27 protein-coding genes, 1 pseudogene, 1 CRISPR repeat array and 1 riboswitch are annotated in these 26,842 nt (G+C 47.2%); of the genes and pseudogenes, 11 read left to right on the forward strand and 17 right to left on the reverse strand.

The annotated features are described in order from the left end of the window. Positions 1 to 80: 80 nt before the first annotated feature. From N8M53_RS06835 to N8M53_RS06850, 4 genes are all read right to left on the reverse strand, one after another. Positions 81 to 1,820, reverse strand: coding sequence for a methyl-accepting chemotaxis protein (locus tag N8M53_RS06835; RefSeq protein WP_269578228.1), 1,740 nt, complete (start codon positions 1,818 to 1,820; stop codon positions 81 to 83). Between the two features lie 966 nt (positions 1,821 to 2,786). Then, positions 2,787 to 3,581: a type II toxin-antitoxin system HipA family toxin gene (locus N8M53_RS06840; protein ID WP_269578229.1), complete on the reverse strand. Its 795-nt coding sequence runs from the start codon at positions 3,579 to 3,581 to the stop codon at positions 2,787 to 2,789. 84 nt (positions 3,582 to 3,665) lie between these two features. Continuing rightward, on the reverse strand, positions 3,666 to 4,046 hold the full coding sequence (locus tag N8M53_RS06845; protein ID WP_269578230.1) for a HipA N-terminal domain-containing protein: 381 nt from the start codon (positions 4,044 to 4,046) through the stop codon (positions 3,666 to 3,668). Then, positions 4,030 to 4,338 carry a helix-turn-helix domain-containing protein gene (locus N8M53_RS06850; protein ID WP_077455917.1) on the reverse strand — a complete coding sequence of 103 codons (309 nt, stop codon included), beginning with the start codon at positions 4,336 to 4,338 and terminating at the stop codon, positions 4,030 to 4,032. Before N8M53_RS06850 ends, N8M53_RS06845 begins: the two co-directional genes overlap by 17 nt. Positions 4,339 to 4,963: 625 nt before the next feature. On the opposite strand from N8M53_RS06850, the gene N8M53_RS06855 reads away from it, so the two are divergent. Further along, positions 4,964 to 5,200 (forward strand): TA system antitoxin ParD family protein, encoded by a 237-nt coding sequence (locus N8M53_RS06855; RefSeq protein WP_069586499.1) that lies wholly within the window; start codon positions 4,964 to 4,966, stop codon positions 5,198 to 5,200. Beyond that, on the forward strand, positions 5,169 to 5,483 hold the full coding sequence (locus N8M53_RS06860; RefSeq protein WP_269578231.1) for a type II toxin-antitoxin system RelE/ParE family toxin: 315 nt from the start codon (positions 5,169 to 5,171) through the stop codon (positions 5,481 to 5,483). The genes N8M53_RS06855 and N8M53_RS06860 overlap by 32 nt, the downstream gene beginning before the upstream one ends. Before the next feature lie 41 nt (positions 5,484 to 5,524). Here N8M53_RS06860 and N8M53_RS06865 read toward each other — a convergent pair whose 3' ends face one another. From N8M53_RS06865 to cas1f, 8 genes and pseudogenes are all read right to left on the reverse strand, one after another. Then, positions 5,525 to 7,063, reverse strand: a complete 1,539-nt coding sequence (locus tag N8M53_RS06865) for a GTPase (RefSeq protein WP_269578232.1) — start codon at positions 7,061 to 7,063, stop codon at positions 5,525 to 5,527. A 3-nt stretch (positions 7,064 to 7,066) separates the two neighbouring features. Continuing rightward, a complete protein-coding gene (locus tag N8M53_RS06870; protein ID WP_269578233.1) occupies positions 7,067 to 8,758 on the reverse strand; it encodes a dynamin family protein in 1,692 nt (563 codons plus the stop codon). A 12-nt stretch (positions 8,759 to 8,770) separates the two neighbouring features. Next, positions 8,771 to 9,190 carry a hypothetical protein gene (locus N8M53_RS06875; protein ID WP_269578234.1) on the reverse strand — a complete coding sequence of 140 codons (420 nt, stop codon included), beginning with the start codon at positions 9,188 to 9,190 and terminating at the stop codon, positions 8,771 to 8,773. A gap of 34 nt (positions 9,191 to 9,224) precedes the next feature. Further along, the gene (locus N8M53_RS06880) at positions 9,225 to 10,037 is read right to left on the reverse strand and encodes a GTPase (protein WP_269578235.1); all 813 of its coding nucleotides are present in this window, start codon (positions 10,035 to 10,037) and stop codon (positions 9,225 to 9,227) included. Beyond that, positions 10,024 to 10,323 (reverse strand): YkgJ family cysteine cluster protein, encoded by a 300-nt coding sequence (locus N8M53_RS06885; RefSeq protein ID WP_269578236.1) that lies wholly within the window; start codon positions 10,321 to 10,323, stop codon positions 10,024 to 10,026. The genes N8M53_RS06880 and N8M53_RS06885 overlap by 14 nt, the downstream gene beginning before the upstream one ends. Next, positions 10,320 to 10,718 (reverse strand): hypothetical protein, encoded by a 399-nt coding sequence (locus N8M53_RS06890; protein ID WP_077481099.1) that lies wholly within the window; start codon positions 10,716 to 10,718, stop codon positions 10,320 to 10,322. Before N8M53_RS06890 ends, N8M53_RS06885 begins: the two co-directional genes overlap by 4 nt. Before the next feature lie 306 nt (positions 10,719 to 11,024). After that, positions 11,025 to 11,243 (reverse strand): annotated as a pseudogene (locus tag N8M53_RS06895) (hypothetical protein); the annotation flags it as partial. Next, positions 11,240 to 12,211, reverse strand: coding sequence for a type I-F CRISPR-associated endonuclease Cas1f (gene cas1f / locus N8M53_RS06900; RefSeq protein WP_269578238.1), 972 nt, complete (start codon positions 12,209 to 12,211; stop codon positions 11,240 to 11,242). The pseudogene N8M53_RS06895 and the gene cas1f, both read right to left, overlap by 4 nt. Positions 12,212 to 12,347: 136 nt before the next feature. Further along, positions 12,348 to 12,615: direct repeats of the CRISPR family, unit length 28 nt; unit sequence TTTCTAAGCTGCCTGTGCGGCAGTGAAC. 218 nt (positions 12,616 to 12,833) lie between these two features. Between cas1f and N8M53_RS06905 the strand changes: the two genes are divergently transcribed. Next, positions 12,834 to 13,103, forward strand: coding sequence for a TIGR03643 family protein (locus tag N8M53_RS06905; protein WP_269578239.1), 270 nt, complete (start codon positions 12,834 to 12,836; stop codon positions 13,101 to 13,103). Between the two features lie 335 nt (positions 13,104 to 13,438). Here the strand turns inward: N8M53_RS06905 and N8M53_RS06910 are convergent, their stop codons facing one another. After that, positions 13,439 to 14,602, reverse strand: coding sequence for an amidase family protein (locus N8M53_RS06910; RefSeq protein WP_269578240.1), 1,164 nt, complete (start codon positions 14,600 to 14,602; stop codon positions 13,439 to 13,441). A 202-nt stretch (positions 14,603 to 14,804) separates the two neighbouring features. Continuing rightward, positions 14,805 to 15,971 carry a DnaJ domain-containing protein gene (locus N8M53_RS06915; protein WP_269578241.1) on the reverse strand — a complete coding sequence of 389 codons (1,167 nt, stop codon included), beginning with the start codon at positions 15,969 to 15,971 and terminating at the stop codon, positions 14,805 to 14,807. A gap of 342 nt (positions 15,972 to 16,313) precedes the next feature. Then, a riboswitch (glycine riboswitch) is annotated at positions 16,314 to 16,407 on the forward strand. 73 nt (positions 16,408 to 16,480) lie between these two features. Here N8M53_RS06915 and N8M53_RS06920 point away from each other — a divergent pair. Continuing rightward, complete coding sequence (locus tag N8M53_RS06920; RefSeq protein ID WP_269578242.1) at positions 16,481 to 17,899, forward strand: alanine/glycine:cation symporter family protein; 1,419 nt, start codon at positions 16,481 to 16,483, stop codon at positions 17,897 to 17,899. A gap of 126 nt (positions 17,900 to 18,025) precedes the next feature. Here the strand turns inward: N8M53_RS06920 and N8M53_RS06925 are convergent, their stop codons facing one another. Beyond that, entirely contained in the window at positions 18,026 to 18,700 is a 675-nt protein-coding gene (locus N8M53_RS06925; protein ID WP_269578243.1) for an HAD family hydrolase, read from the reverse strand. 322 nt (positions 18,701 to 19,022) lie between these two features. Between N8M53_RS06925 and N8M53_RS06930 the strand changes: the two genes are divergently transcribed. The 6 genes from N8M53_RS06930 (at position 19,023) to N8M53_RS06955 (ending at position 24,933) form a co-directional block, all read left to right on the forward strand. Beyond that, the gene (locus tag N8M53_RS06930; protein ID WP_269578244.1) at positions 19,023 to 19,607 is read left to right on the forward strand and encodes an FMN-dependent NADH-azoreductase; all 585 of its coding nucleotides are present in this window, start codon (positions 19,023 to 19,025) and stop codon (positions 19,605 to 19,607) included. A 214-nt stretch (positions 19,608 to 19,821) separates the two neighbouring features. Beyond that, positions 19,822 to 21,243 (forward strand): exodeoxyribonuclease I, encoded by a 1,422-nt coding sequence (gene sbcB, locus N8M53_RS06935; RefSeq protein WP_269578245.1) that lies wholly within the window; start codon positions 19,822 to 19,824, stop codon positions 21,241 to 21,243. A gap of 270 nt (positions 21,244 to 21,513) precedes the next feature. After that, on the forward strand, positions 21,514 to 22,017 hold the full coding sequence (locus tag N8M53_RS06940) for a hypothetical protein (protein WP_269578246.1): 504 nt from the start codon (positions 21,514 to 21,516) through the stop codon (positions 22,015 to 22,017). Between the two features lie 90 nt (positions 22,018 to 22,107). After that, positions 22,108 to 22,842, forward strand: a complete 735-nt coding sequence (locus N8M53_RS06945) for an ABC transporter substrate-binding protein (RefSeq protein WP_269578247.1) — start codon at positions 22,108 to 22,110, stop codon at positions 22,840 to 22,842. 203 nt (positions 22,843 to 23,045) lie between these two features. Beyond that, a complete protein-coding gene (gene cdd / locus N8M53_RS06950; protein WP_269578248.1) occupies positions 23,046 to 23,936 on the forward strand; it encodes a cytidine deaminase in 891 nt (296 codons plus the stop codon). Between the two features lie 97 nt (positions 23,937 to 24,033). After that, the gene (locus N8M53_RS06955) at positions 24,034 to 24,933 is read left to right on the forward strand and encodes a DMT family transporter (RefSeq protein ID WP_407690282.1); all 900 of its coding nucleotides are present in this window, start codon (positions 24,034 to 24,036) and stop codon (positions 24,931 to 24,933) included. Positions 24,934 to 25,057: 124 nt separating this feature from the next. On the opposite strand, the gene N8M53_RS06960 is transcribed toward N8M53_RS06955, so the two are convergent. Further along, positions 25,058 to 25,678 carry a thiopurine S-methyltransferase gene (locus tag N8M53_RS06960; RefSeq protein ID WP_269578249.1) on the reverse strand — a complete coding sequence of 207 codons (621 nt, stop codon included), beginning with the start codon at positions 25,676 to 25,678 and terminating at the stop codon, positions 25,058 to 25,060. A gap of 188 nt (positions 25,679 to 25,866) precedes the next feature. On the opposite strand from N8M53_RS06960, the gene N8M53_RS06965 reads away from it, so the two are divergent. Continuing rightward, positions 25,867 to 26,283, forward strand: a complete 417-nt coding sequence (locus N8M53_RS06965) for a hypothetical protein (RefSeq protein WP_269578250.1) — start codon at positions 25,867 to 25,869, stop codon at positions 26,281 to 26,283. A gap of 48 nt (positions 26,284 to 26,331) precedes the next feature. Here N8M53_RS06965 and N8M53_RS06970 read toward each other — a convergent pair whose 3' ends face one another. Further along, positions 26,332 to 26,742 carry a transporter gene (locus tag N8M53_RS06970; RefSeq protein WP_269578251.1) on the reverse strand — a complete coding sequence of 137 codons (411 nt, stop codon included), beginning with the start codon at positions 26,740 to 26,742 and terminating at the stop codon, positions 26,332 to 26,334. Positions 26,743 to 26,842: the final 100 nt, after the last annotated feature.

The following is a 26,842-nucleotide window of genomic DNA, read 5'->3' on the forward strand; positions in this document are numbered from 1 at the left end:
GAGAGCGCGCTCTAAATAGACACTCACTCCCTCGGGGTGAATCGCTGCTTGCCTGCCCTGGCAAGCAGCCCAAAGTGTGACTATTCGGTGCGAATATGCCGAATCGCGCCACTGAGCGAGTCAACATTCTCTTTCAAGTTGGAGACAATCGGGCCTAATTGCTCAATCGCCTCATTCATGTCACTCGACAAGTTCTTTATATTCGATAAATTACCAGAAATCTCGTCACTGACAGACAACTGCTCTTCGGTCGCTGAGGCAATCGAGGTATTGAGACGATGTATTTCTATTGCCGACTCTTTGATCGTGCCCAAGGCATCATTCGCCGTGGTCATATTATCTCGTGTGGATGAGATCTTTTCTGCATTAACGCGAATGGTTTGTGTCGACTGCTCGGCTTTACCTTGCAAACCACCGATCATTTCTTCTATTTCGCCAGCCGACTTTTGCGTACGCTGTGCGAGTGACCTGACTTCATCCGCCACCACAGCAAACCCGCGTCCTTGATCACCTGCACGTGCCGCCTCGATAGCCGCATTAAGAGCCAACAAGTTTGTTTGCTCAGCGATGTCTTTAATCACGTCCAAAACATTACCAACATTGGTTGATTCATCAGCCAACTCTTGGATGACTTCCGAAGTTTTCTTGAACTCCGTCTCCAAGCTACCGAACTCTAGCATTGTCTTATCAAATACCTCTTTGCTCGAACCGGTTTCTCGTTCGGTATTACCCGCATACTTTTCCGCCATCGACGTATTTTCCGCAACCGTTGATAATGCAGACGTCATTTCTTCCATCGCGGTCGCAGCCATCTCTAATTCCTGATTTTGCTGGCTCGATACCTTAGCGTTTTTATCCGTGATGTTCACCAAACTATCTGTGATCTGGGAAATCATATGATTAACGTTATTAATTTTTTCAATAGTCGACGAATAACTACTGATTACTTTATTTACCGTGCTACCAATCGTGCCGATTTCATTATTTTTGCTATCATCAACACGCAACGTTAAATCTGAGTTGTCATCCACGTTTTTGAGCGTGGATGCCATTCTATCAATGGGATTAACAACATTACGTTTGGTTATTACATAACCCAGCACAGCGATCACAACCACAACGGCCAACGATATATTGCCAATGAGAACGGTTTTCTTCACGCTTGCCGCCGCCTGATTAAATTGCGCATTGGTTCGTGTTTCCAATGCCACAAAAAAACGTTCGATAGGCTTCATGATCTTAGCTTTTTCTTGGTGATATTGCGGGCTGTGTAGCAAGTCGATCGCCATTTGCCTGTCTGGCTCTCCCTGGACGGTATAATTACCGGCGCTGTCTGGATAAAGCCCTTTGACCGCATTCATGGCTTTCACTTCCATATTCACCAACCCATCAGAATTGCCCTGGGCTGTTTTAAGAAAATCAAACTCTTTCTCCGTAAAGCCAAGCTCTTGCATACGCTGGTTTAACGCGATTGTCTCTCCATCCGGTTTTGGCTTTTGTCCATAATCTAATACTAAATCCCAATAAATGGTGTGATAATCTTCGGGGCGAGGTTTCTCTCCGTTACGAATAGCGAGGATATCCATGTACATCTTTTCGTACTTTTCATCTCCCGTCACCACATAGGTTCTACCCAAGCGAGTTAAGTCATCAGAGCTTTGCCTCAATTCATCGGCAGCTTGATACGATTCATATCGCACCTGAGCCATTTCATCGACTTTATTCATCAGGCCGTTGAGTTGAATAATAGTTATAAAACTAATGACAATCCCAGCCCCAATAATAAAGAACACTAACTTCATGGTGTTATTGATGTTCATATCCAACCCCTGCTACTCAACAACAGACAACATCGACCCAAATGCCGCTACCGTTTGATCGTAGAATAGATTCTCGCCATCAATTTAAAAAAGCTGGACAGGAAAAGTCTCGATATCAATTAGTTTTTGATTATTCAATAGAAATAAACGCAACGATTAATGTAAGGCCATAAAGTTAAGTGACTCAGAAATACATTAAACTAGTCATTTCAATGAAAAAGACAGACAGCATCGCCAATGGCACCACCGACGTTAAAGTTCACGTAGGTCAGACAAGCGCCAGTGCAATGTCAGCCATCTATTAGCCAAGCGGACTGCGCGCCCCGTTGGCTATGCGCCCATATTCAACATAGTACTGGGGCTTGTGTCATCGTCGCTGCCTATGCGGCAGTGAACAATCGCTGGGCACGCAGTGGGAGTGCTTTTGTTTCTAAGCTGCCTGTGCGTAGGTCGGACAAGCGCCAACTCGATCGTACAAGCTTGGGGTGATTTGCGTCGCGCGTCTCCGACATCGAGGCCAACGATTAACCTCGATCGTGACAGGCGCCCGTTGATAGTTTTTATATATCCAACACCGTGCTGGGGCTTGTGTCATCGTCGCTGCCTATGCGGCAGTGAACGTTGATGGGACAAAACAGGCGGCCGCTGTCAGTTTCTAAGCTGCCTATGCGGCAGTGAACAAAAACGCTTGGCCAACTTTGTTGCGCCAAAATTTCTAAGCTGCCTATGCGGCAGTGAACCCCCGAGGCCAGCGCCGCCGCCGTGCAGTTGCTTTCTAAGCTGCCTATGCGGCAGTGAACAATAGAATAACGTAATAATCGTCAGTAACAACAGGCCGTTAGGATAAAAATCATCTTTTACCCTTGTTAAAGATGGCCTTTTGTAACTAACTGTATTTCTTGTTTATTTTTAAGTGGCTAAAAAAGAAGGGTAAGAAGGTGCCGATTAGCTCTCCGTTAGATTGGCTCACGAATCGATGGTAAAGTCCTCGTGCAGGGCTTTCCAATGATTACGTAGCATCGCTTTGTGCTCCGTTAACATCGGTAATTGCGCAAGTTGATTTGGCCAGATATCTCGTGCCAGGTTGATCGTATCCAACAGATGCGGTTTGATCATTTGCCACGGCACACCCACATCTTGCGACCAGCGTTCAAAATGGCTCAAACTAATATCATACCAACGCTTACTTTTCGCCATTTTCAACGCAATGTTGTCATATTCAATATAGGGCTGCGTAAAGACCACATCATAAAGCGGTGATAATCGCGGCAACATACGGTCGGGGTAACAGATCGTCCAGTTTTTTAAGTGCGCATCGCCATTCCCGAGCAAGATATTAATCAGCAGCCTGCGTGCCATTTGCTGTATGTCTTCTCGTCCATTAGCACTCTCACGATATAACACTTTTCCCAACTGCTCATAATTCACTTTTTGATATTTATCTGAAGGATATAAGCCAAACACCTGAGCAAAATCCTCCGCATGTATTCGGCCATCCGACCCGCGATCAAAGCGTTGTATGCCATACGCAAAGGGCTCGTTTGGTAGCTGAATATTGGGTAAGCCCTCTAACTCAGCCACGTTGATCAAACGTATTTCAGGAACCACGGCGCCGGCCTGCGCAGCGAGCGTCATACAAGTGAATTCGTTGAGAGGCACGCCTTTATGCACGGTTGAGGGTGTTTTTATGATCCATGAGTCTTCATTGGCGTCGTGATCAATATGGTATCGACCATCACGGTGCGATGAAGAAAATTTCATCTGTACGCCGGCTAATGAAAACTTGTTATCAGCATGCTTAACATCAATCTGCTGCGGTGCGGTTGAGAGTCTTTGCGCCAATGCCTAACGCGGTAACTCACCCGCTTTAATCGGCGTTGCAACAATGGCTCCGGGCAGGTTTTTCCCCATATATGCGAGTATCGCGAACTCATTGTTTGTATGACACTGTAACGCCTGTGAGACGACGTCTCTCAATGCGCCTTCTGGGAGCAAATTGGAGAGCACTGGCGGCAGTTTATCCGTGCGAATTTGTGGTGTGTGTAAGTATTGCGGATCGCGACGTTGCCTTAACGAAAAGGTCAAACGCTCATGCTGAGAGGTGGTGATAAACGCCGGATTGAACGTGAGAATATTCTTCCCGCCCGCGTAGTGAGTAACAACGGCTACATCAACGCCATGCAGTTGAATGTTCAGCCCCTCAACGCCTTCACTGGTTTTGGTCATCGCTATGTTCCGTCCCTAACCAAAAGTCGAGATCGTCGTTATCATCATCTTTATAACGATCGAGGTTTACCGACTCATCAACCATCTGAGATGCTTTGGGCTCGAGCGTTAATGTCAGGTCGAGCCCTTCAAGCACGCGCAGCAAAGTCGATAACCGAACATCACTCCCCGCCTCTACTCGCTGATACTGCTGTTGTTTCATGCCAATACGCATGTACATGTCAGACTGCTCTAGCCCAAGTGATTTGCGACGGGCTTGCAATGCGCGCGCTATATCTTTTAGTGACACCATCACATCCCCAAACAACTTTAATATTGTATTATGGCTTACATACAACATATTAGTTGTTCTTTAAGAAATTACAACGTATTCATTGTTTAATAAGTCACAACATCAAGACTAGCATGGAGCATTTACATCGGTTGATATAAGCGCTAATCGTGACAGGCGCCCATTGACAGTTTTTATATATCCAACACTGTAGCGGCGCTTGTGTCACCTAAGCTGCCTGTGCGGCAGTGAACTCAAAAGGCAAACTCAAGACGAAAAACGCGGTTTTCTAAGCTGCCTGTGCGGCAGTGAACTGTAACTGAGCCGGAATTCGCTGCCAATAATGTTTCTAAGCTGCCTATGCGGCAGTGAACTATAGAATAACCTAACAATCATCTGGTACAACAGGCCGTTAGGATAAAAATGGCCTTTTACCCTTGTTAAAAATCGCTTTCCATAACGCTTTGTATTTATTGCTTATTTTTGAACGGCAAAAAAAGAAGGGTCGCAAGGGTATCAACTTATCACATATGTTGAAGCAGAACCGTCTTAAGTCACACCAGATGTGCCAGTTCTAAATATGTTGCAAGGCGCGACATTTTGTCGCACATTAACCAGTGAAGATTTATAAATGAGGTAGTGAATCATGCCAACCAGTGTACGGTTAGATGATGAGTTTGTGTCAGATGTAAAAGTGCATGCAGAAGCTGAAATGCGCTCCGTGCCCAAGCAAATTGAGTACTGGGCAAAAATTGGGAAAATCATGACTGAGAACCCTGATTTACCCTACAGCTTTGTGCAAGAGGCGCTGATTGCATCTGAAGAAGTTAAACTTGGTAAGGTAAAACGTTATGAGCGACGGACCCCAAAACAATCAGATTGATGTTTTCGTCTCTCGTGTTTTTGAAAAGCAGATGAACAAGTTGTCCGAGGCGCAGTGTGAAGTGGTCGAGGACGAGATAGACAGAATCATTGAAGATCCCACGCTTGGCATCCAGAAAAAAGGCGATCTGTCTTATCTTTGGGTGCACAAGTTCAAGCTCGATAGGCAAGAAGTGTTACTTGGCTACGCTTGGATTGAAAACAAACTCGAGCTCTATCTGCTTAATATCAGCTCGCACGAGAATTTCTACGCGACGATGAAAAGCGTAGAAAAGCGGATTTAAAGATCATTGGGGCACCGCCGAATCGACGCTAGCGGCGCACCCTAATAACCAATCGAGCTGAGTTTATTCTGAAAGTCCAGCACTTGTTGCAAATCTTGTTGAGTTTGATTTTCTTCTGCTGTAATTTTTGCGATTTCATCATCAAGTGCTCGAATCTGAGCATTGAGGATTTCGGTAATCATCAGCTCAGAAGTATTGCCATACTCACGTTTAACCACTGAACAGATCTCATCAACTGCCTGATATAAACTAACAGCCGCTTGACGCTCTTGAGCGTTTTGCTGATCTTGCGCCTTGCCTTCGCTATACACATCCCATAACGCGGTAAGTAGCTGAACAGCGATTGCACCTTTTCCTGCCCATTTACCCAACGTTTTCTCCCATCGTCCTTTTAAACCCGGGATCTTTAACTTACGACCTTGAAGTAATAACCCCTTGATATTGTCAGCGGAGCCCATATTTCCAAGCCCTCTAGCCACCTTGTCTAGATACTCAGAATTATTTGAGCTCAAGCTTTGTTGTAAGCGGTAAGAAACCTCAACGTTTAGTAGACCCTTAACTTCACCCAAACTATCGTTGATCCACGCTTCTAGCTTGTCTCCAATTGGGTCAATTAAACGCTGTAACTGGCTATCAAGTTGCGCTTGATCTTGTGTACTCTGTATACAGCCACTGATATCAGACTTCATCAACATCAGTTCATGACTGATCATATTTCTTGCTTCTATTATTAACGATCGTTGGCGACTTACAAGCATTTGCTTATCTTCTCGGCAACGCATCAATAGCTCGTTATGTTCTGAGGTGTCCTTCGTGGACAGTTGGTTTACCGCTGGCTGGTACCAAAGTTCATTAACTGCACTCTGAATTGCTGACAGTTGATTGTCTTGGTTGTCTGTTGATTTTAACCAGTCATTAAACACCTCAATGAACTCACTGTAACCAGAGCGTTCAAGCAACTGAGTGTGATTATCTTTTAAACGTCCCGTCAATGCCGTTTTCGCATTCATTGGTAACACTTTAATATGCTGAATGCTTTCATTACTCACGCCATATTCAGAAGCTTTATGACAAAGAATCTGAAGGATCTTCTGATAAGCTGTTGCTTTATCTGAATCGTTCGTAAGCTGATGGTTAAGTACAATGAAAATTTTCTTATTCAGCTTAATCGTTTCAAATAATCGATGATAAAGGTCCTTTGAATCTTGGTCCCCTTCTCGGATGACAAACAACATCACTTGAGTACGTTTAATCTGCTCAATTGTAGTCTGTTCATGCTCAATGGGAGCGTTGACGCCCGGAGTATCTAAGAGTCGATACCCGTTCCAATCATAGTAATCAACCGTGTCGGTGGTCGGAATGTCATTTACGGTTGCTTTCTCTTGACCAATAAGCGCATTGATCAATGTACTTTTGCCTGCGTTATACGCACCATAAAGCATTACTTGCAGAGTGTTATCATCTAGCTTTTCTTTTAACTCGGCATAAACACGATCAATCTGATTATTCGGATGATAGGCGCCAACTAAACACTTTGATTCATCAAGGTTCTGAGTTATTTCATCAAATGGATTTCTCATAATTTATACCTTCAATGCTTGAGTTTTTGAAGCACAGTTTTCAATCGCAATTACTATGGAATCAGCGTATTGCTGTAAGGGCATGAAAGATGTTTGCACATCACGAAAGACGTGTTCTACCAATTGTGGCAATTGCTGACGTACTGCTGCTGATGTGGTTAGGATGACTTGATCTGGCGATACCCCAACCGCTTCTTTGTGAGTGGATATTTCGACAAAGATTCGTTCACCGAGTTTATTGCCGCCAAAAGAGCCAATCGCACCACCAATCAAAGCACCAATAGGTCCACCCACCGCAAACCCAGCAGCTGCCCCGCCTAATCCACCAGCACTCGAAGCGATACTCGACGCTCGCCTACCCGTGACCTGTTTAACGTCAATAGTGATATCATCAAAATCACCTAAACTGCCACTCGACAGATCGCCTGAAACACGCTGAATATTGTTAACGTAGCCAGATAGCTCCTGCGTCAACGTATTGCTGATTTGCTCTTCAATCAATTGGTTTAGCTCACGACTTATCGCTTCTTTATCACGGTTGTTCATGTGCTTATCGACGATTAAGGGTACTTCACACAGTACGTTATCAAGAATCTGGCTCAACATCACATTTTGCTTTTGGCGTAAGTTATACGTTGTTTTTGTTAGTAGTTGCTGCAACTCTTGCACTTGCGGTAAAATATTTTCATTCAATGAATGCAGTACTTCACCATCCAAGAAGTTAATCATTTGGCGCTTAGCTTTAACCACCTTATATTGGTTAGCTTCGTTCACTATTACTACCAGGCGTTCAAACAGCGTTTGCAAGCCAGCCTCTTGTAATGCGTTCTCGGAGGTCGCTGTAAGTGTTTTGTACGCATGAACCGATACGGATACCGCTTCTTTCAAATCATCAACACCGCCTAATGCCGTAACTCGGCTATGCACATCTTCTTGCTGCAATTGGCGAACTTGGGCTGATTTATTTTCCACTTTTTGGATAAGGTCTTCCGCCTCATCACACCAATCCTCTACCAATACGTCACTTTTCGTGATGACGGGTTGTAATGGCTTTTTCCTTTCAAGCTCAAGCTTGAGATCTTGCAATTCTTGTACTTGCCCTGGAGAACTTGATGGCGTAAGCCATAAAATAGCGTCTGCGCTGTCGGTATAGCGACGAGTGAGATCACCGTTTTCATCCACTATCGAGTGAAGCCCCGGTGAATCTAATAGCACCAAGTTTGAGCCCAGCTCTACACCTTGGATCTGAGCGGTAGTTTCGGTAACACCTTCGGCAAACGCACCCTCAAAATATTTAACTTTGCCGTCTTTAAAGCAAAAACGCTTAATCTGTTCAGGAGCAAATAGATTCGTTAAGTAATTACAAAACGAGCTTTTACCTGCATTCACTTTGCCAAATACAAGTAAAATAACACGATCAGCAAACTGCTCGCTGAGCGCTCGCATTGGTGACGCCTCTTCTAATTTTGCATCCCAACTTAGCACGCCTTGATAGATGGAAGCCTTTAGTTGTGTTGCCAATTTAAACAATGGATGCTGCTCATTGATCTGCTTACTACTGAACTGAGCTGCTTGGGTAAGCTCTACAACCAAAGCGGATTTTATTGCAACTAAATCCTGCTCTTTATCCGATATATATTTGAAGTCTGACTTAAATTTTTCTAACGCAGTAAGAAACGGGTTGCTATTGGTCATTTTTCCATTCTCTTACAAATTGATTAAATCGTTTTCAAGCTGCTTCATTTCTTCTAGCTGCTTACTAATCTGTTCGATTTGTCGTGCCTGTTTAGTCGATTTTTTGCTTTCTTGAAATGCTTGAATTGCCATACATTCAAGATTGCTATTTTTTGATGCCGCGACTAATGAATCTGCTGAAATCGATAAGCTATATTTATTAATAAAACGATTGGCGTGCGCTCGATTTTGTTCTGTAATTTTCCGCTCTTTTTCTTCTCGTTCGGCTTGTGCTCTTTTTGCTTTTCGTTCAGATTCTGCTCTCTCTCTCTCTCGCTCTAATTCTCGTGAGCCCGAGCTAGTACTCGAACTTGAATCATCATCAGATAATGCGGCACCGACAACACCAACGACACCTACCACTGCAGCCCCGATTAACCAAGGAATAGCCATAATTAACTCCTACTATTTACATTACTGTTCTTGGTTAAACCAAGTCTGCTGATAATTGTTTTACGTCACGCTTTAACATACTAAGTTCACTGCTCTGCTGAGAGCGTAGCCCTTTTAACTCTGCATTCAATGCCTCTTTTTGCGCAGCAAAATCCAGCAATAGTTTAGACTTCAAGCGTTTCATTTCTTTCTTGCGTAATTCATCAACCTCAGACACTAAAGTAGCAGTCAGATCAAAGAGCGCATGGATACCACTCTTTTCGCAGAAAACCGCTTTGTCCTCTTGAAGACCTCTGTTATAACGATGCGCTGACACAGAAATGATTTGTAAATCACGTAAATCAAGACTCCCTAGTAATTGTTGGCGAATTTTCTCCTCAACAATAGCTACTTCATCGGCAGACTTTTGATCGATTTGCGTTAAGACTAAAAACATCTTCTTACTGTAATTCTTGTCCTGACGTGCTAATTGTTGGAAAATTTTCATCTCATATTTATCTAGCTCACCCGCTTGAGCTTGGTGAACTAAAAACAAGTAGTCAGCCATTTCAAACGCACCTTTAATGGCAGATTTGTCATCTTCTTTATGTACATCGGCATCAAGCCCAGGGGTGTCAATCCAAATAACATGATCTTGTTCAAGCTCTTTGTTCTCAATGGTTTCGCGTTTATCTTCTACTTTGAAAACCGCATCTCCTACCATTGCATTTAATAATGAACTTTTGCCGTGATTATATTTCCCAAACACTGCTATACGTGGTTTAGTCGCATTGTTTTTCAAGTACAGAAAACGGTTTACATTCTGCTCATTCGTTGGTAAAAACTGCAATAGTTTATGTTTGTCCATTTTTTAACTTAACTCTGTAATGACTTGGAAGTTCGGCTTCCAATTGCATGTAATTGCAAACTTCAGCATTTTTAAGGTAGTAATCTGTTAATGAAAACTGGTTTTCAAAAAGCTTCTGATACCCTTCATCAATTCGGCATACTAAAGGTCGCTCTTGATATATTGTGCAGCCAACATCAGCATTGAAGTACAAGCAAATACCATCACCATTGTGAAAGATTTTCAACTCAGGTACATGTTGAATTTTTTGGCAACACAAGCCGCAACGGGTGCACGGGTAACTCATAGGTGGATCAATGCTTCACCTTGGGTGAATAGAGATAAGATATTCTTAGACCACTCACGATAAACAATCGCCAAGTTTGGATTGAGTCCAAAGTGCGTAATCATATCATTCAATAGTTGCTGCTCTTGCTTGGCAACTTCTCCATCCGCATAAATAAGCGCCATTAACTCAAGTAACGCAATTTTCTGATGGCTATCACACTCAAAAGTATTGAGCACTGATGCTAAATCAAACCTCACTGCATCGTACTCAATATCGTCAATTTGCATTTCCATGCAGTACTTTGCAATCAAGACTTCTTCTTCCATTGAAAAGTCATTGTCAGAATGCGCAACATGATGGGCAAGAGCAAGAAATGCTTCCTTTTCATCTGTTGATAAACGGTTCAAAAACATAGTCGTTCCTATGGTAACTTAAAATATAGTTTGTTCTGATATAGATTTAATTTTAATATAACGCTTGAGATAAAAGTTAAACCTAACACTTAAGCATTGCATTTTAATTTTTCACATCCTTGAAACTTATCACATTTTGCACTGAAAAACAGAATAAAAATCGACCTGTATTGCACTGGATGTATCCGAGTTTCCACACCTAATTTAGAAATAAACCGCTTCGTACAACTGACCCAACAGTTTCAGCAATCGTCGTTGATGTTCTGATACAATGGTTATGAAGCTCTGACTACCGAATTCGAGTCATAAAAGCTGACTGCGTGAGTGAGAGCGTATCCAATGACAACTGACCGCGGTGCTGCGGCTGGCAGTTTTGCTCAGCATTTTTCGCACCGTGTTTAAGCCATCTTCGGTGATCAGTGTTTGCCAGGTGTTATCACCTATTCGGTTGGCAAAGGCATCGAGCACACGGCGGGTTTTCTTCAGTGCCTTTTTCTCGCACTGAGAAATAAAGGTCACCATCATCGTTGCTGCTCCGTTATCTCATCTTCAGAGTCATCTTGCAGCGCAATGGCTTTGATGGTGTTGAACATAAAGTCCATCGCCTTATGCTCAATAAAGGCTTGCAGTACTTGTTGACGAAACTCTTGCTCTGTGACGTTTTCTTTGGCGCATACAAACGCCCAAGGCAGCACGATGGCATCTTTGATTAGGTCAGCCACATCAAACACCAGCGCGCCGCGACGGGTTTTGCCATGCATCACCGCAAACCCGTGCGGGATCCCAAGCACCCACAAACAACTCGCTGCCAAGCCATAGGCTAAGTAGTTGCCATGATTTAAAAAGCGGTTGGCGAGATCGTCGGCCTCATGCTGGCGTTTAAAACCGTTTTTTTGCGTGCGGTTGGCGGCGTGTTTGTAGAGCGCCTTGGTCAGCTGCGCTTCGGTAAGCAATAAATCAGCTGGCTTGCTGGCTTTCTCGGTTCGTTCCACAAAGGTATCCAGCGCGCTGGCCAATTCGACCACATCAAACCCTTCAAGCTTAAGTTCACGGCTCGCTTGCCAGACCTGCTTTAGGTAACTCAGGCGTGCTAGCTGAAAAGCCCGTGCAGCGTCCAGTCGCTTTTGATCATCAAACCAAAAAGACAACCAACCTTGCAGATATTCGGTGGGTCGATACTCACTTTGCGGCGTAAACCATTCGACATCAGTTGCCATGTGCAGCGGTGTGCCTCCACCTCCGCAGAATCCAACCAGCACGCCCGCTTGCGAGAGCATACGCATCGCCGCTTGCGTAATTGACGTACCGGTGCCGAGCAGTAAGACGGTGGTATTGGCAATCGGGATATTAAAGTAGAGGTTTTCGCGTTTGGCCTCCGCCAAGTACAACACACGCCCGTCTTTTTGCATCACACGGCAATGCTCGAGGTAGTACATATTGGCGCGTTTGGAGTGAAGTATCGTTTTAAGATCGGAGGGCGAGAGATCGCCCATGGGTGTCCCTTTCGTGATTGTCCGAGTGACCAAGCAGGTCACTCACAAGCATTAGAAAGGTAACAAAAATAGCAACGCATGCCCGTGAAACAAGGCACAGTTTAGCGTTTGAAGGAAGATCGCAATCTACTGTCTTTTTCTAAGCTGCCTGTGCGGCAGTGAACCGGCACCGCAACCGCAACATCTTTCCCGCTGTTTTCTAAGCTGCCTGTGCGGCAGTGAACGTGCCCGTCGCTGGCCTCTGCGGGCTGGATGTTTTCTAAGCTGCCTGTGCGGCAGTGAACGTCCAAGCAGATCTTCCCGTGGTACTCGTTCGTTTCTAAGCTGCCTGTGCGGCAGTGAACCCGTGGCACACGCGCCAAAACACGAACAGAATTTTCTAAGCTGCCTGTGCGGCAGTGAACTATAGAATAACCTAACAATCGTTCGATACAACAGACTGTTAGGATAAAAATCGTCTTTTACCCTTGTTAAAAAGAGCCTTTCGTAACTAACTGTATTTATTATTCATTTTTAAAGTCCCCAAAAACAAGGGTAAAAGCATTGATTGGTCAGAAGGAACACGCTGATCGGTTTCCCCTGCTCTACGCGTATTAATTGCCGCCAGCACAAGGAGACAGATATGGCATTGAACGAGCAACCGGGAGAGATTGACCGGATTATTGAAATGGCGTGGGAAGATAGAACCCCGTTTGAGGCGATTGAAGCACTCTATGGCCTGCGACAAGATGATGTTATCGCGCTGATGCGCCGTGAGTTAAAGCCGCGCAGCTTTAAGGTATGGCGCGAGCGTACACGTGGACGCAAAACCAAGCACACGGCCCTGCGTTCAAGGAGCGTGATACGTAGCCATTGTAAGACACAATACAAGCTTAAAGCCGCCAAAAAGTGACCATATTGACGATAAGTGACAGCATCACCGCACCGGAATATGGGTGAATACAGTCTCTACGCGGTGTTAAACCAAAGTGACAGCCAATTTGTCACTTTCTTGTAACACTTACCCGGTCCATCACCACCTCAAACAAACCGTATAATACCATTTATTTTCAATACTTTATGAAGTTAAACACCGACTAATCCAACCGGTTATCCACAGTTTCTGTTGATAGTAAACGCGGAAAGAAAAACTTATTTTTCACTTTTACATCAGTGGTTTAACCTAAAAAATCGGTTTTTTATAGAAAATTCTTGACGACAGGATGGATAAGGGTGCAATCCGTACGGTTAATCGAGCCAACGGCGTGCTACTTCCATCAATAACTTATCTTTGTAAGGGTGAGCCAGTAATGTCACGCCATAAGGGGTGTTTTGATGCTCAAACAACGGGATAGTGAGTTGGGGTAAACCACACACCTCCGCGAGCGCCATCAGTCGTCGCTGCGATAAGTTAAACGCATCGCCATCTGACGCGTCCGCATCACGAGGTAAAATGGCGCCCGGTGTGGATGGGATCAGTAACACCTTATCGCTTGGCCACATGGCACAAACGGTATCTCTCAACTGCTTGCGGGTTTTCTTCGCCTGATAATGCGCTTTGTAGTCGACAGCTTTTAGGCGGTCTACATACTGTTGCGTTGAGGTGGGCAAATCAAGCTTGGCCTGTTTCAGCCACGCGCCGTACATCAACAGAAACTCTTGGCTGGCAATTGACACCTGCGCATTTTCAAGCCGCGACAGCACCAGTTTATTCATCGTCAACGTCGACTCTTGCGGTAAGCTCAAATGCTCGAGGTGCTGATAGACCTGCGCCATCGCTTCATCACTGTAGAATAACGCAAAAACCGCTTCGGCGATGACCACACCTTGGATATTCGTCACCGCGGAGGATGGCTTAGCCACCAGCTCTTGAAACTGACTTAACGGGCCAAGTGTCGCGCTGCACACTCCCACATTATCAAAGGTTTCTGCGACAGAGATGATCCCCTGGGTATCGATAAGGCTTGGCGTCGGACGATAGCCAAACAGTCCACAATGTGCAGCAGGGATCCGCACGCCGCCAAATGCATCGTTACCAATGCCCAAATCAGCCAGCTTTTTTGCCACCGCTACCGCGATACCTGCGTTCGCCCCTCCCACGCGGTACTGACGAAAGTGAGGGTTGCGGAGCTCCGCGTAAAATGGATTAAAACCAGTGATACTGACGCCTAAAGGATCCATTTGCAGTTGCCCTATCAGGCTAGCGCCCTGCGCCATCATGGTTTTTACCACCGCAGCGTCTTGGCTGGCGGCGTTGCGTCCCTCAGACCACGAGGGGATCCCGATACCAGCGACATGTTCCTCAACAGACACCGAGTGGGACACTGCCAGTTTATAACGCCGAAACACCCCATTTAGGCTGTCTTGCCGTGGTGGATAGAACGGGTGCGCAAACATCGCTTGATCGAGCATGTACACAGGCCTCATCAGTCACGCTAATTACTTATTGATCAGTGTAATACATGTGCGTGAAATCAGGTGCACTTTCACGGTTTACCGCACGGATACCTTGGGCGTGCGAACTCGCGGCCTGCTAGCTCGCTATCGACTTTTTTGCGATGCGATGAGATAAGCAAAGCAATGTAAGCCCCCCCCTGCTTAGTCACGGAACTGTTTATAGGTTTACCGCGGTTAAACCGGGTACTTGTCGACACGATTGTTCAAATGCGCTGAGTTTGGACGCCAGGTCAGCACTGACGAAGGTGTGTTCGAGTATTTGTACCTTACGTGCCAGCTGCCAACTATCCATCGACGCGCCCTGTCCATAAGGAATGGCATAAACATGAAAGTGCTGACGCTGTGCCACATAATCCAAGTTTGGTGGCACACGAAGCGGCTGATAGCCCTGATTGAGGTAGATATAAAACTCGCCCATACAATTTGCAACCACATACGACCCTTGCTCGCTGCGTAAGGCCAAGTAAGGCCGTGCGGTCTCAGCGTATTGATTGATATGCCACTGATTCGCGTCCGGGTTCAGCTGAATCATAGGTGCAACGGGTATTACTGGCGCTGGCGCCGCCTGAGGCTGGGGCAAATCATTCGCTTGCGCGGGCTGAGGCTCTGAAGGCGCGGGATCAATAATACGTACACGTTGTGCGGTCTGGTCCTGATCTTGCCCCCAAAAGCGGTCAACCCATTGCTGCCATTGGCCAAGTGGACTTATCAGCAGCGCCATTACTGCCCAAGATGCAAGCACCCAGCGCCAAGATAAACCAGGTTTGGCTGGCTTTAATGTCACCGGGGTCGCTTTGCGAGTGAGGTCGGTTTCTAATTGCTCTGCGCGCGTTAGCGCTTCTTTTAACTCACGGTTCACCTGCACCAAATCTTTTTTTCGTTGGTCCTGCTCGCGCTGCAAAGCGTGATATTGAGATTCCAACGACTGGTGCTGTCGCTCAAGTTTTTGGTATTGCTCACGCCATTGGCGATTATCAAACTCAAGCTTGGCGACTTTTGCGGTTAAGTGCGCAGGAATTTGGGTATTGGCCTGGCGAGCTTTTAATGTTCGGTTTTCTTGCTGCAGCGCTGTCAGTTCTTTTTGCAATCGCGCGACCTGACTGCGCAATGCCGCTTGGCTGGCATCGCTTTGTGATTGACCAAGCGCGCTCCCCTCGCCTTTACCTGACTTTACCGCTTGATAAGCTTCACTGACCAGCTGCATTAGCCCCGTGCTGCCTCCCTTGTCGGGATGTACGCGGCTGGAAAGTCGCTTATAGCGCTGTTTGATTTGCTCGGCATTGTCGCCAGCCTTCACGCCTAAAAGGTCATTCCACGTGGTCATGCTACTGCCTGTTATCCTATTACTCGCTTGTCTAGATTAGCTAATCTATCGGCCAATAGGTAAAAAAATTGAGCTCCTTTGTGTCACACCTACCACCTTACTGCACAACCAAGCATAGCAGTGACTGCAATCACTCCAGAAAAAGCTCTGAATTTTTATATTTTTCACCTTTTAAAAAGAATTATCCATCGTTCACGTTTTTTTGCATTGCATTCATATTTCTGTGATCTATCATACTTTCCGTCATGACGACGTTCCGATGAAGACAGCAGGAGAGAGGTGGCCGACGCCATCCGCCGAAGAAGTAAATCTTTCAGGCACTTAATTGTATGGACTGCTGTTGGAGGAGACTCTGGAGAGACCCGTTAGTTCGGGCGCCGAAGGAGCAAGCTTGTTTTCAAGTGAAACTCTCAGGCAAAAGGACAGAGGAGATACCCACCCCAATATGTAGCACTTTTGTTAATATTAGTGTGGTCTATCTCCTCCTTTGATGTTTAAAGGGGGAATGAATGCCATTTTTTTCGCAACTACCAGATATACAGACACTTCTAGGCACCATTGACGACTGGATATGGGGGCCACCACTTCTTTTGCTACTTACCGGTACGGGGCTCTTTTTTACAGTACGGTTAGGGCTACTCCAACTCCGTCGCCTGCCGTTTGCGCTCAAGCAAATCTTTAAGCCGTCGAACGCCAAAACCCAAGGGGATGTTTCAGGGTTTGCGGCACTGTGTACAGCCTTATCCGCGACCATAGGTACCGGCAATATCATCGGCGTGGCCACGGCCATTTCTCTTGGGGGCCCAGGGGCACTGTTTTGGATGTGGCTCGCCGCCTTTTTGGGCATGGCGACTAAATACGCTGAGTGTCTACTCGCGGTGAAATACCGTGAGACTGACCACAAAGGTAACATGCTGGGCGGGCCGATGATGTACCTGTCTAAAGGCGCCGGTAAACCCATTCTTGCGAAGCTCTTTGCTTTATTTGGACTGGGAGTGGCATGCTTTGGAATTGGTACGTTTCCACAGGTGAACGCGATCAGCAGCGCGGCGACCCATTTATTCAACATTCCTACTGTCGCCGTTGCCGGACTTTTGACCGTGCTCGTCGCCTTAGTCACGCTAGGGGGAGTTAAATCCATTTCGGCAGTCGCCGCTAAAATTGTCCCAGTGATGGCGGTATTTTATGTCGGAGCCTGCGTGTGGGTTCTTGGGGCAAACGCTTCGCAATTGCCACAAGCAGTCAGTTTGGTTTTTGAGTCGGCCTTTAGCGGCATGGCAGCCACCGGCGGCTTTGCGGGTGCTGGCATGATGCTCGCGATTCAATCAGGCATTGCCCGTGGCGTGTTCTCTAACGAGTCAGGGCTTGGTAGCGCACCGATAGCTGCCGCTGCTGCTAAAACTGACTCCTGCGTAGAGCAAGGCCTGGTGTCAATGACCGGTACCTTCATTGATACCTTAGTGATTTGCACCATGACCGGACTCACCTTGATCCTCACGCAATCTTGGTCTGGCGAGCTTGCTGGCGCCGCCATGACTTCACATGCGTTTGCGGTGGGAATGAAAAGCCCTGTTGGCCCGATACTGGTCAACATTGGCCTATTGTTTTTTGCCTTTACCACCATTTTAGGATGGCACTATTATGGCGAACGCTGTGTCGCGTACCTGTTCGGCAAAAAAGCGATTTATATCTACAAGCTATTCTTTATCGGCTTAATTGCATCCGGTGCCTTTATCCAATTAAACACCATTTGGATACTGGCAGATATCGTTAATGGCTTAATGGCTATTCCTAACTTGATTGGCCTATTGCTGCTGCGCAAGGTGGTGATAGCGGAAACTCAAGCCTACTTTGCTGCCTATGACAACCGCGCAGCCTCAAACACTGTGCCTAACCAAGGCAACAATGCGGTGGTTGATACACAGTAAGCGAATCATGTAGTAACAAATGATCGCCTGAGCAAAAAGCCGAAGCATCGATGCTTCGGCTTTTTTCGTTTACTCATCGCTCACATTATCGAGCATTCTCGCCCTGCGTCGCTTCCTACCAAAAGGCTATGCGTATTGACGCTGCGATTCCTCAATGGCAAGTTTACCTAAAATAGCGCGTGGGTTAGTAAAATCACTCACTCTCACGTCGTGCTCGACTTTGTCACCGACGGCAACAAACTCATAGTTCAGAGATTGTGTGGCTTGTTTATCCCACACGCCATCACCAAAATAGATTCGACGCTCAAAATGGACGCCGTAATCTTGTTTGGCACGGAATGCTGCCAGCGCCATCACTTCGCTGCGACTCATCGCATCTGAGCAAGAAGAAAAGACAATACCGTCAATATTAAAACCTGCGGCTTTGAGTTTCATCCGTGCGGTTTCTTCCCAGCCTCCTGTTGCAATCGCCAAGGCAACGGTCGGCATATGACGCATCTCATCAATAAATGCTACCGCACCTGGCAACGGCTTTAATCCGTGGTGAGCAATTGCGTTAGCCAGTTTATGCGTAAACACGCGCTTTATTTCTCGAAATAACATGATCTTTTCGCGCTGAAGATCATGGCTATCAATCAGCTCTTCAATGATCCCCGCATCCGTGACATTGGTATAGCCACCCCAATCATCTGGGACAGTTAAGCCGGTGACTTCATAAACCGCTTCGCTAAAACACTCGTGGTCCATTTGGCAGCTGTCGACCAGCGTGCCATCCACGTCTAACATAAATAAATTTTTCACGCGCATTTCCTCAAATCCCGTTGCGCCCCACAAGCCACTGACTTGTGATTTTATCTGGCGATTTGCCGTTCTTTTCTGGGATACCTAACCAACACAACGGGCATTATAACATTATTTTTACATCATGAACGACTGCCGGTCGACATCATACGCCCATGCCCATTCAGTGCAACTGGCCGCACGGGGCTTAGAGACATCAACAAAATTTTTGAACAAGTTTAACGAATCTATATGCTGGTTTTAACGTTGGAATTCTCTACACTGAGTCTCGTAACAAAACAACATCATGTGCGATACGCCAACAAATTTTAAGGAGAGATGCATGAAAGCGCTGGTATTGAAATCAAGTATCCTTGGCCCGTATTCAAGCTCGAACGCAGTGATTAACAGTGTGGTGGATGAGCTGTCCCCAGACACCTTGATTGAGCGCGATCTTGCGTCTACCCCTTTGCCAGTTCTCACTGGGGACAATGTCGGCGGCTTACGCGGTGCAGATGAGCTCACCGATGCGCAGCAGCAAGTACAGCAAGCCTCAGATCAGTTGATTGAAGAAATTCAGCAAAGCGACACGCTAGTCATCGCGGCGCCTATGTACAACTTTACTATCCCCGTGCAATTGAAAACCTGGATTGATCTCGTCGCCCGTGCAGGTGTGACCTTCCGTTACACCGAAAACGGCCCCGAAGGTTTATTACAAGGCAAGCGCGCGATTGTTGTGACCACCCGTGGAGGCATGCACAAGGGCGGCTCTACTGACCATATCACTGGGTATATGCAAACCGTGCTTGGCTTTATTGGGATTACTGACGTCGAGTTTGTTTACGCTGAGGGGCTGGCAATGGGCGAAGATACCGCAAGTCAAGCCATTGACGAGGCGAAGCAAACGCTCAAGCGTCTCGCCTCATAACGAAAGCTGCGCCGTAAACGGGTTTAGCGACATACAACACACGTTTCGACTAAGAAAGCCTGCCTTCTAGCAGGCTTTCTTTGTTTCTGAATACTTCAGCCTTCAATCCCCCCAATCAAGCCAAGATTGGTGATAAACGGTGCCAATGTTACCATGACCCTTTATCGCAGGGTCTCAACCTGCACCCTTTTGATTGATCAAGTTGGAATCGATTGTGACAGACGCCGACCAGCCAAGCTTTTTTTTCTACGACTTTGAAACATTCGGCACCCATCCAGGTAAAGACAGGCCTTGCCAATTTGCTGGCGTTCGTACCGACAGTGATTTTAATGTCATCGGTGAACCCTTAGTCCTGTACTGCCAACCGCCGAATGACTACTTACCGGCACCGGAAGCCTGTTTGGTCACCGGGATTACACCGCAGTTAGCACTGAAAAAAGGCTTATCCGAACCGGAATTCATCGCACAGATCCATGCAGCCTTCTCGCAACCCAATACCTGTATTGTTGGATATAACAACGTCCGCTTCGATGATGAAGTCACGCGCTATACGCTGTACCGCAACTTTTTTGACCCCTATGGCTGGAGCTGGCAAAACGGCAATTCACGCTGGGATTTGCTCGATGTGATGCGCGCCTGCTACGCACTGCGCCCCGACGGCATTGAGTGGCCCCATGATGACAACGGTAAACCCAGTTTTAAATTAGAAAACCTATCCGTCGCAAACGATATTGAGCATAGCGACGCGCACGATGCCATGGCCGATGTGCACGCAACTATCGAGCTGGCAAAAAAGGTCAAAGCGGCGCAGCCACGGCTATTTGATTATTTGTTAAAACATCGCCATAAAAACAAAATCAAGCACCTGATCGATGTGGTGAACATGACACCTCTCGTGCATGTCTCTGGCATGTTCGGCACCGAGCGCGGCAACACAAGCTGGATTGTGCCCGTTGCTTGGCATCCTGATAACCCCAATGCCGTGATTACTGTCGATCTGGCCCGTGACCCGGCCCCTTTATTTGAATTGGATGCTGACGCACTGCGTGAACGCCTGTACACGCCACACCACGACCTCACGGAAGGACAATTACCGGCACCACTAAAACTGGTGCATATTAATAAATGTCCCGTGCTCGCGGATGCAAAAACATTGCGACCGGAGGATGCCGCCCGACTGGGTGTGAATCGCGAAGCCTGCTTACAGCACCTGAAAACATTGAAAGCAAGCCCTGAATTACGCGAAAAGCTTGTCGCTGTATTTGCCGATGCTAAGCCTTTCGACGATCAGGACGTGGATACGGCTCTGTATGCTGGCTTTTTCTCAAAAAGCGATCGCAGTGCGATGGATATCATCCGTGCACGCGATCCTGAAAATCTTGCCGCTCTGGATCTCAGCGTTGATGACTGGCGCATCAAGCCGCTGTTATTCCGTTATCGCGCGCGCAATTATCCGTGGACGCTCACCGAAGCCGAGCAAAAAAAGTGGTTTATGCATCGACGTGATTACTTTGAAACGCACCTTCCTGCCTATATGGATAACCTGCAGCATCTCGCTGAACAGCACCAAGCTGAGGAGGACAAGGTTCGCGTATTAAAAGCGATTTACCACTATGTTGAGTCACTGGTTGGCTAACACCGGCACGGTCGCTAAAGACGCATAGCCGATACACCGAACTGTCTAGAAGGCGACCAACCGTCACTCCGACCTTAGTCTACCTATCAGGTGGCTGAGGTGGACGGGTTTGGTCGCCTTTTATTTTTAACGTCATGTTTTTTAAGTCATTAACTAGCAACACTGACATGTTGTCTACTTTGTCCTACCAAAAAAAAGATAGCTTGACCAGTTGCAGTTCTGTGATTTGAGTCCACACTTTTAAAAAGGATGTTGTTTGGAGTGTGGGTAATGATGACAACAAAAGTAGATACGCGCTGTTACCGCTTTCCTGAGGTTGATTTTGAACCAGAAAGCCGTACGTTATATTGGTCTGATGACACGATGACGGTTCTCTCTTATGAAGAGTCTCGTTTACTCGAGATGCTTTGCTACTATGCCGGAGAGGTACTCTCGAGCCGCACATTATTCAAACAAGTGGCCTTGCCCGATAGCTCATTTGCCCAACATCAAAGTGTGGTGACATCATTAATGGCTAAATCCTACCGCAACGGCAAAAAATGCCTCCCGTTTGAGGTCGTCGGTGAGTTTGGTTTTCGTGTGTCTCTTCCACAGCAAACACTTGCCAAGCGTCCAGGACGGGCAGCAAACGCTACATCGCAGACACCCCCAGCGTCTTTAACGCATTCAGCCACCATTGAAGAATCATCGTTTAGTATTGCTAAACCACTTACGATCCTGGTCACGGCAGCGGCGGTCATTATTGGCATGACAGCATTACTGACCCAAGCTTAGCCTGTTTGATGCCCGTGGGTACCACGGGCGTGTCGTGTTAGCTCGTCGTTTTTGCTTTGTTCATTGGCCTTTAAAACCGAGAAAGAGATAATGCCACGCTGCTATTTATCGCTTCTGCTGTTTATCACGCTGCTGAGTCTCTCCGCACCTACCCGAGCCACTAATAACCAAACCTATGTTGCACACCTTGGCGAACTACCTGGTTTGATCAATTTGGATGGTAGCGGTGCGTTTGTTGATTTCGTCCGCTATCTGGATGAGCAAGACCCTCACACCCACATCACCATCGAAGTGTTTCCGATTCATAGAGCGATAAACAGTGTCGCACAAGGCCGAGCCGACTTTGGTTTGCCTGCCGTGCGCCCAACGCGGGAAGTGTCTACCTTGCCTTTCGCCTTTAGCGAGGTGTCATTTGGCCAGGTCACTCATGTCCTTTACACCAATAAAGCGGCCCCACTCTCGGTCAAAGAACTCTGGGCAACTCCCTCGCGCTATACCATTGAGGCAGTTCCCTACTATATGCCTTTTAAGGTGCAACGCTCGCACGGTATTAAACAATCTTTGTTACGCTTGGCAGCAGGAAGAATTGATGGCTTCGTTTGGGCGCAAGAGGAAGCTGACATGGCACTCAAAGAGCTAGGCTTAACCATGATCAAACGCGCGCACTTCGCTGACTTTGACGATGTCTTTATTATCCCTAAAGGCAAAGCGGGTCAGGAAATCAATGCGTATCTGACACGACTGATTACTCGCTTGCGTAACCAAGGGGATCTCGTGCATGAGTACCGTAAGGTGCATCGCCCCTATGTCGATTGGCAGCCATAAATCTCTCAACCGCATTTCGGCTCGCGGACGCCTGTGCCTACTCACACCACCATGATGGCCACATTCATCGGCATAAAAATATTGATGTCACTCTAACTTTCAGCAACAAGTGACTCTTTGCAAACTATGCGTGATTTCTCTCACACAATTATTCAAAAGGCTTCTCTACACTATCCTCCCGTTAACGATAAAGAAGAGATGCTATGCGAACCGCACTTACTGACGCACTGACACAATTGCCCGACGCACTGCAAAGTGTTGTCTCTGATTGGATAAATGACGCAAGCTTTGGTGCTACCTTCACACCAGAACAAGTGGCGCAAATGGAATCCGCCAGTGGCCTTAACGGCGCCGCTCTGCGTCTTGCTTTATTGCCTTTGGCGGCGGCCTATGCGGTTACCCCCATATCTCAGTTTAATGTTGGAGCGATTGTCCGTGATGAAAGCGGCACCTTGTATTTAGGCGCAAACATTGAATTCACTGGAGCGCAACTAGGACAAACGGTGCATGCCGAGCAATGCGCTATCAGCCATGCTTGGACAAAAGGGGCAAAACGCCTAACCGATATTACGATCAATTACAGCCCATGCGGTCACTGCCGGCAGTTCATGAATGAGCTCAATGGTGCTGAGTCCTTGATCATCCAGCTGCCACAATCCGATCCGAAAAGCTTGCACACCTATCTACCTGAGCCGTTTGGTCCTGCTGACTTGGGGATTGAGTCTCGCTTATTAACTGACGAATCCAATCAATTATCAACTGATGATATTGATATACCATTACTAAAAGCAGCCGCTGACGCCGCTAACCGCAGTCACGCGCCCTATTCAGGTAATTATAGCGGGGCAGCGGTTGAAACCAATGACGGCAAGTTTTTCTCTGGCATGTATGCCGAGAACGCGGCTTTTAACCCAAGCCTTCCTCCTCTTCAGGTTGCATTAATTGCTGTCAATATGGCGGGCTACCATTGGACAGACATTCGCTCTGTTGCACTGGCCGAAATGGCAAGCAGCACGGTAAGTCACCTTGCCGATACACAGGCGACCCTGGATGCCATTGACCCGGATATCCCCCTCGTCTACTCAACACGCTAACCCCTTCCTTATTTATCCGACCCTCGGGGGATTTCAGGTCGCCCTGGGGTCGGATTTACGCTACTATCCGTGCGTCTTTTTTCGGATAGTCATGGCAATGAAACAGATTCATAACCCACTCCAAGGCGCAGCCTGGATGCTGACCGCAGGCCTGTGTTTTGCCCTCGTTAACAGCCTGTCTCAGTACGTTAGTTTTAAAATGGGCTTACCCTCTACCACGGTTGCCTTCATTCAATACGCCATCGCCCTGGTTGCGATGATCCCTTGGTTGAAACAACTCGGGATCCGTCAAGCACTCAAAACCCAACACCTTGGTCAGCATTGTTTGCGGGTGTTTATCTCCGTGATTGGCATTCAACTGTGGCTATGGGCGCTGGCCTACCCAGTGCCCATTTGGCAAGGGATTGCGCTATTAATGACCTCTCCGCTCTTTGCCACGGTCGGCTCGGGGTTATTTCTCCGTGAACGGGTCGGCATCGCACGCGGTCTTGCGACGCTCGCTGGGTTTTGCGGCGCCATGATTATCCTCGAGCCATGGTCAAATGGGTTTACCTGGGCCACCTTATTACCGGTGGGCGCGGCGTTTTTCTGGGCTACCTACTCACTCATGGTAAAGCGTTTATCCTCTTATGATCCGCCCACCACCATGGTGGTCTATCTGCTCTTGTTGATCACGCCCTTTAATTTGCTGCTCGCCGTGCCCGATTGGACGTTCCCCCAGACATCAACCGCGTGGTGGATGTTGTTTGGCGCCGGCATACTTACCGCCCTCGCCCAGTGGGCCATTGCCAAGGCATATGCCGTTTCTGATGCGTCTTTTGTGCAGCCTTTTGATCACGCAAAACTCCCTCTTAACGTCCTCTTCGGTTGGCTGGTGTTTAGCTGGGTTCCACCCGGTCGACTGTGGTTAGGGGCGGGTATTATTATTGCGGCGGTCTTTTTTATCACCCACTGGGAATCACGCCAATACGCACAGGCACAAAACAAGCTCGCGTAATCGGTTTTCTTGTTTCTACGTCCACTTGTCCACTAGCGCTACTGCTTACTCAGTCAAAGCGCTTGCTACGTCAAAGAAAAGGGGCCGTCAAGGCCCCTTAGCACTCTCTCAACCACATCGGCCACTATGAAGCCGCCGCTTTGATTAACCACACTTGTTCGCCACGCTCGCCATCAGGTTCCGTGTGGGTTTCGAGCAAGCTGATGTCTAACCCTTGGAACGCCTCTTCTACCACTGACGCATCGATGGAAAATGGCGGCGTGTTATCCGTTTGAGGATAAAACAAGGTGATCAGCAGCAAACGTCCTCCAGGTGCAAGCAAAGTTCGAATATGACTGACATACTGCGCGCGCATAGCAGGAGGCATAGCAACCAAGGCGGCGCGATCATAAATCAATGGCATGGGACTTAGGCGCGCGGTAAAGAAATCGCCATTAATCAGCTCCAGCTCATCAAAACAATAATGGATATGTCCTGACGGCGCGCGATAAACCTGCGGGGTATATAAGTTTTCCGAGAAAAAGGCACGCACGGCGATCTCACTAAGCTCGACGCCAATCACATGCTGGTGTTTTTCAGCAAGCCAGTTGAGATCTATCGATTTACCGCAAAGAGGCACCAAAACGGGTTCGTCACTTTGTGGAGCCAGTGACGACCAGTGGCGGATAAGCATCGGGTGTACGGTATCGCGGTGAAAGCCTATTTGATTTTCTGCCCAGCGCTGATGCCAGAACTCTTGTTCCATGCTCTCTCCAAGGTGATGAAAACCGTGATTTTAGCAAGTTATTTCCCCAAACTCATTAACGTCGCGATTAAGGGTCTTGTCTTATATTGTCGATCCTGATCACAAACTAACCACTGAGTGACTTGCGAGTGACGCCACAAAACATTACTGTTTAAACATACAGTATTGATTATATATACAGGTGTTTTATGTACGTGACGTCCAATGTGTCAAATCAAGCTAAGGTTCAGTATCCCGCGCGTGTCACGCCATCGTCTTGCTATCATGCAGCTTTTGCCGTCGCAACACAGGTAAACGCGCACTGGCAGGCAACCTTACGCGCGATTGCACTGCAAGCACGCCAGCCCAAGTGGGTCACGATCATTAATCCACCTCGCGCTTTAAATGCAGCACAGCTTAGCCTGTGGGGCATCAATGCAAATCAGGTACGAGTGGTCCATCGTCAAGCAGGGTACGATGATGAAGCGCTGATTGACGCAGCGTTAGCCGCTGACACGTCGTGTGCCATTATCGCCTTTACCCCAACAGACAAGCCGTTCAATTACTGCGAGCAAAACAAACAAGGGATCGCGCGCATCGATCCCGCCTTTATCCAGCGTCACTAGTTCACGCAGTATCAATAAGTCGGGCTTACGGGTGGCTGGGCTGAGGCTTTAGGATAGCGTTAGTCGAACCCATTCACGGTTCTCATTACTGTACTCAATTTGCGCATCGGTTTGCTGGCTAATCGCTTCCATTTGCCGATATTCAAGGGCATAAGGCATTAAAATGGTTAGCTCTTCAATTCCTGTTTGACGCGCAAGGCGTGCGAGCTGCACCAAATTGGCCGTATCGGTGTTACGCACCGACATCACACGAGTGGCTTGCTGATAAAGCTTTTCTTGTGCAGAGAGAGGTTGGCTTCCATCACTGGCTTGGTGTTCAAGCACAGTGTTAAACACAGGTAATAGGCTGCGAAAAATATCGGTAAACGTCCAGTTTGGTTGCTGACTCTCACACAAAAAGTGGGTGTAGTCGAACACGACTTCGGTGGGCGCTTTCAGCTGGGTTGACAGCACATCCATGGCTTACCTCCAGACAGAAAATGAAATAGACACTCCTACTATAGGCAGTTTTAAACGTATGTCTGGAAGAACGTACAGTATTTTGCGCTTGATCATGCTT

This window comes from Salinivibrio kushneri (assembly GCF_027286325.1).
GTDB classification, from domain to species: Bacteria; Pseudomonadota; Gammaproteobacteria; order Enterobacterales; family Vibrionaceae; genus Salinivibrio; species Salinivibrio kushneri_A.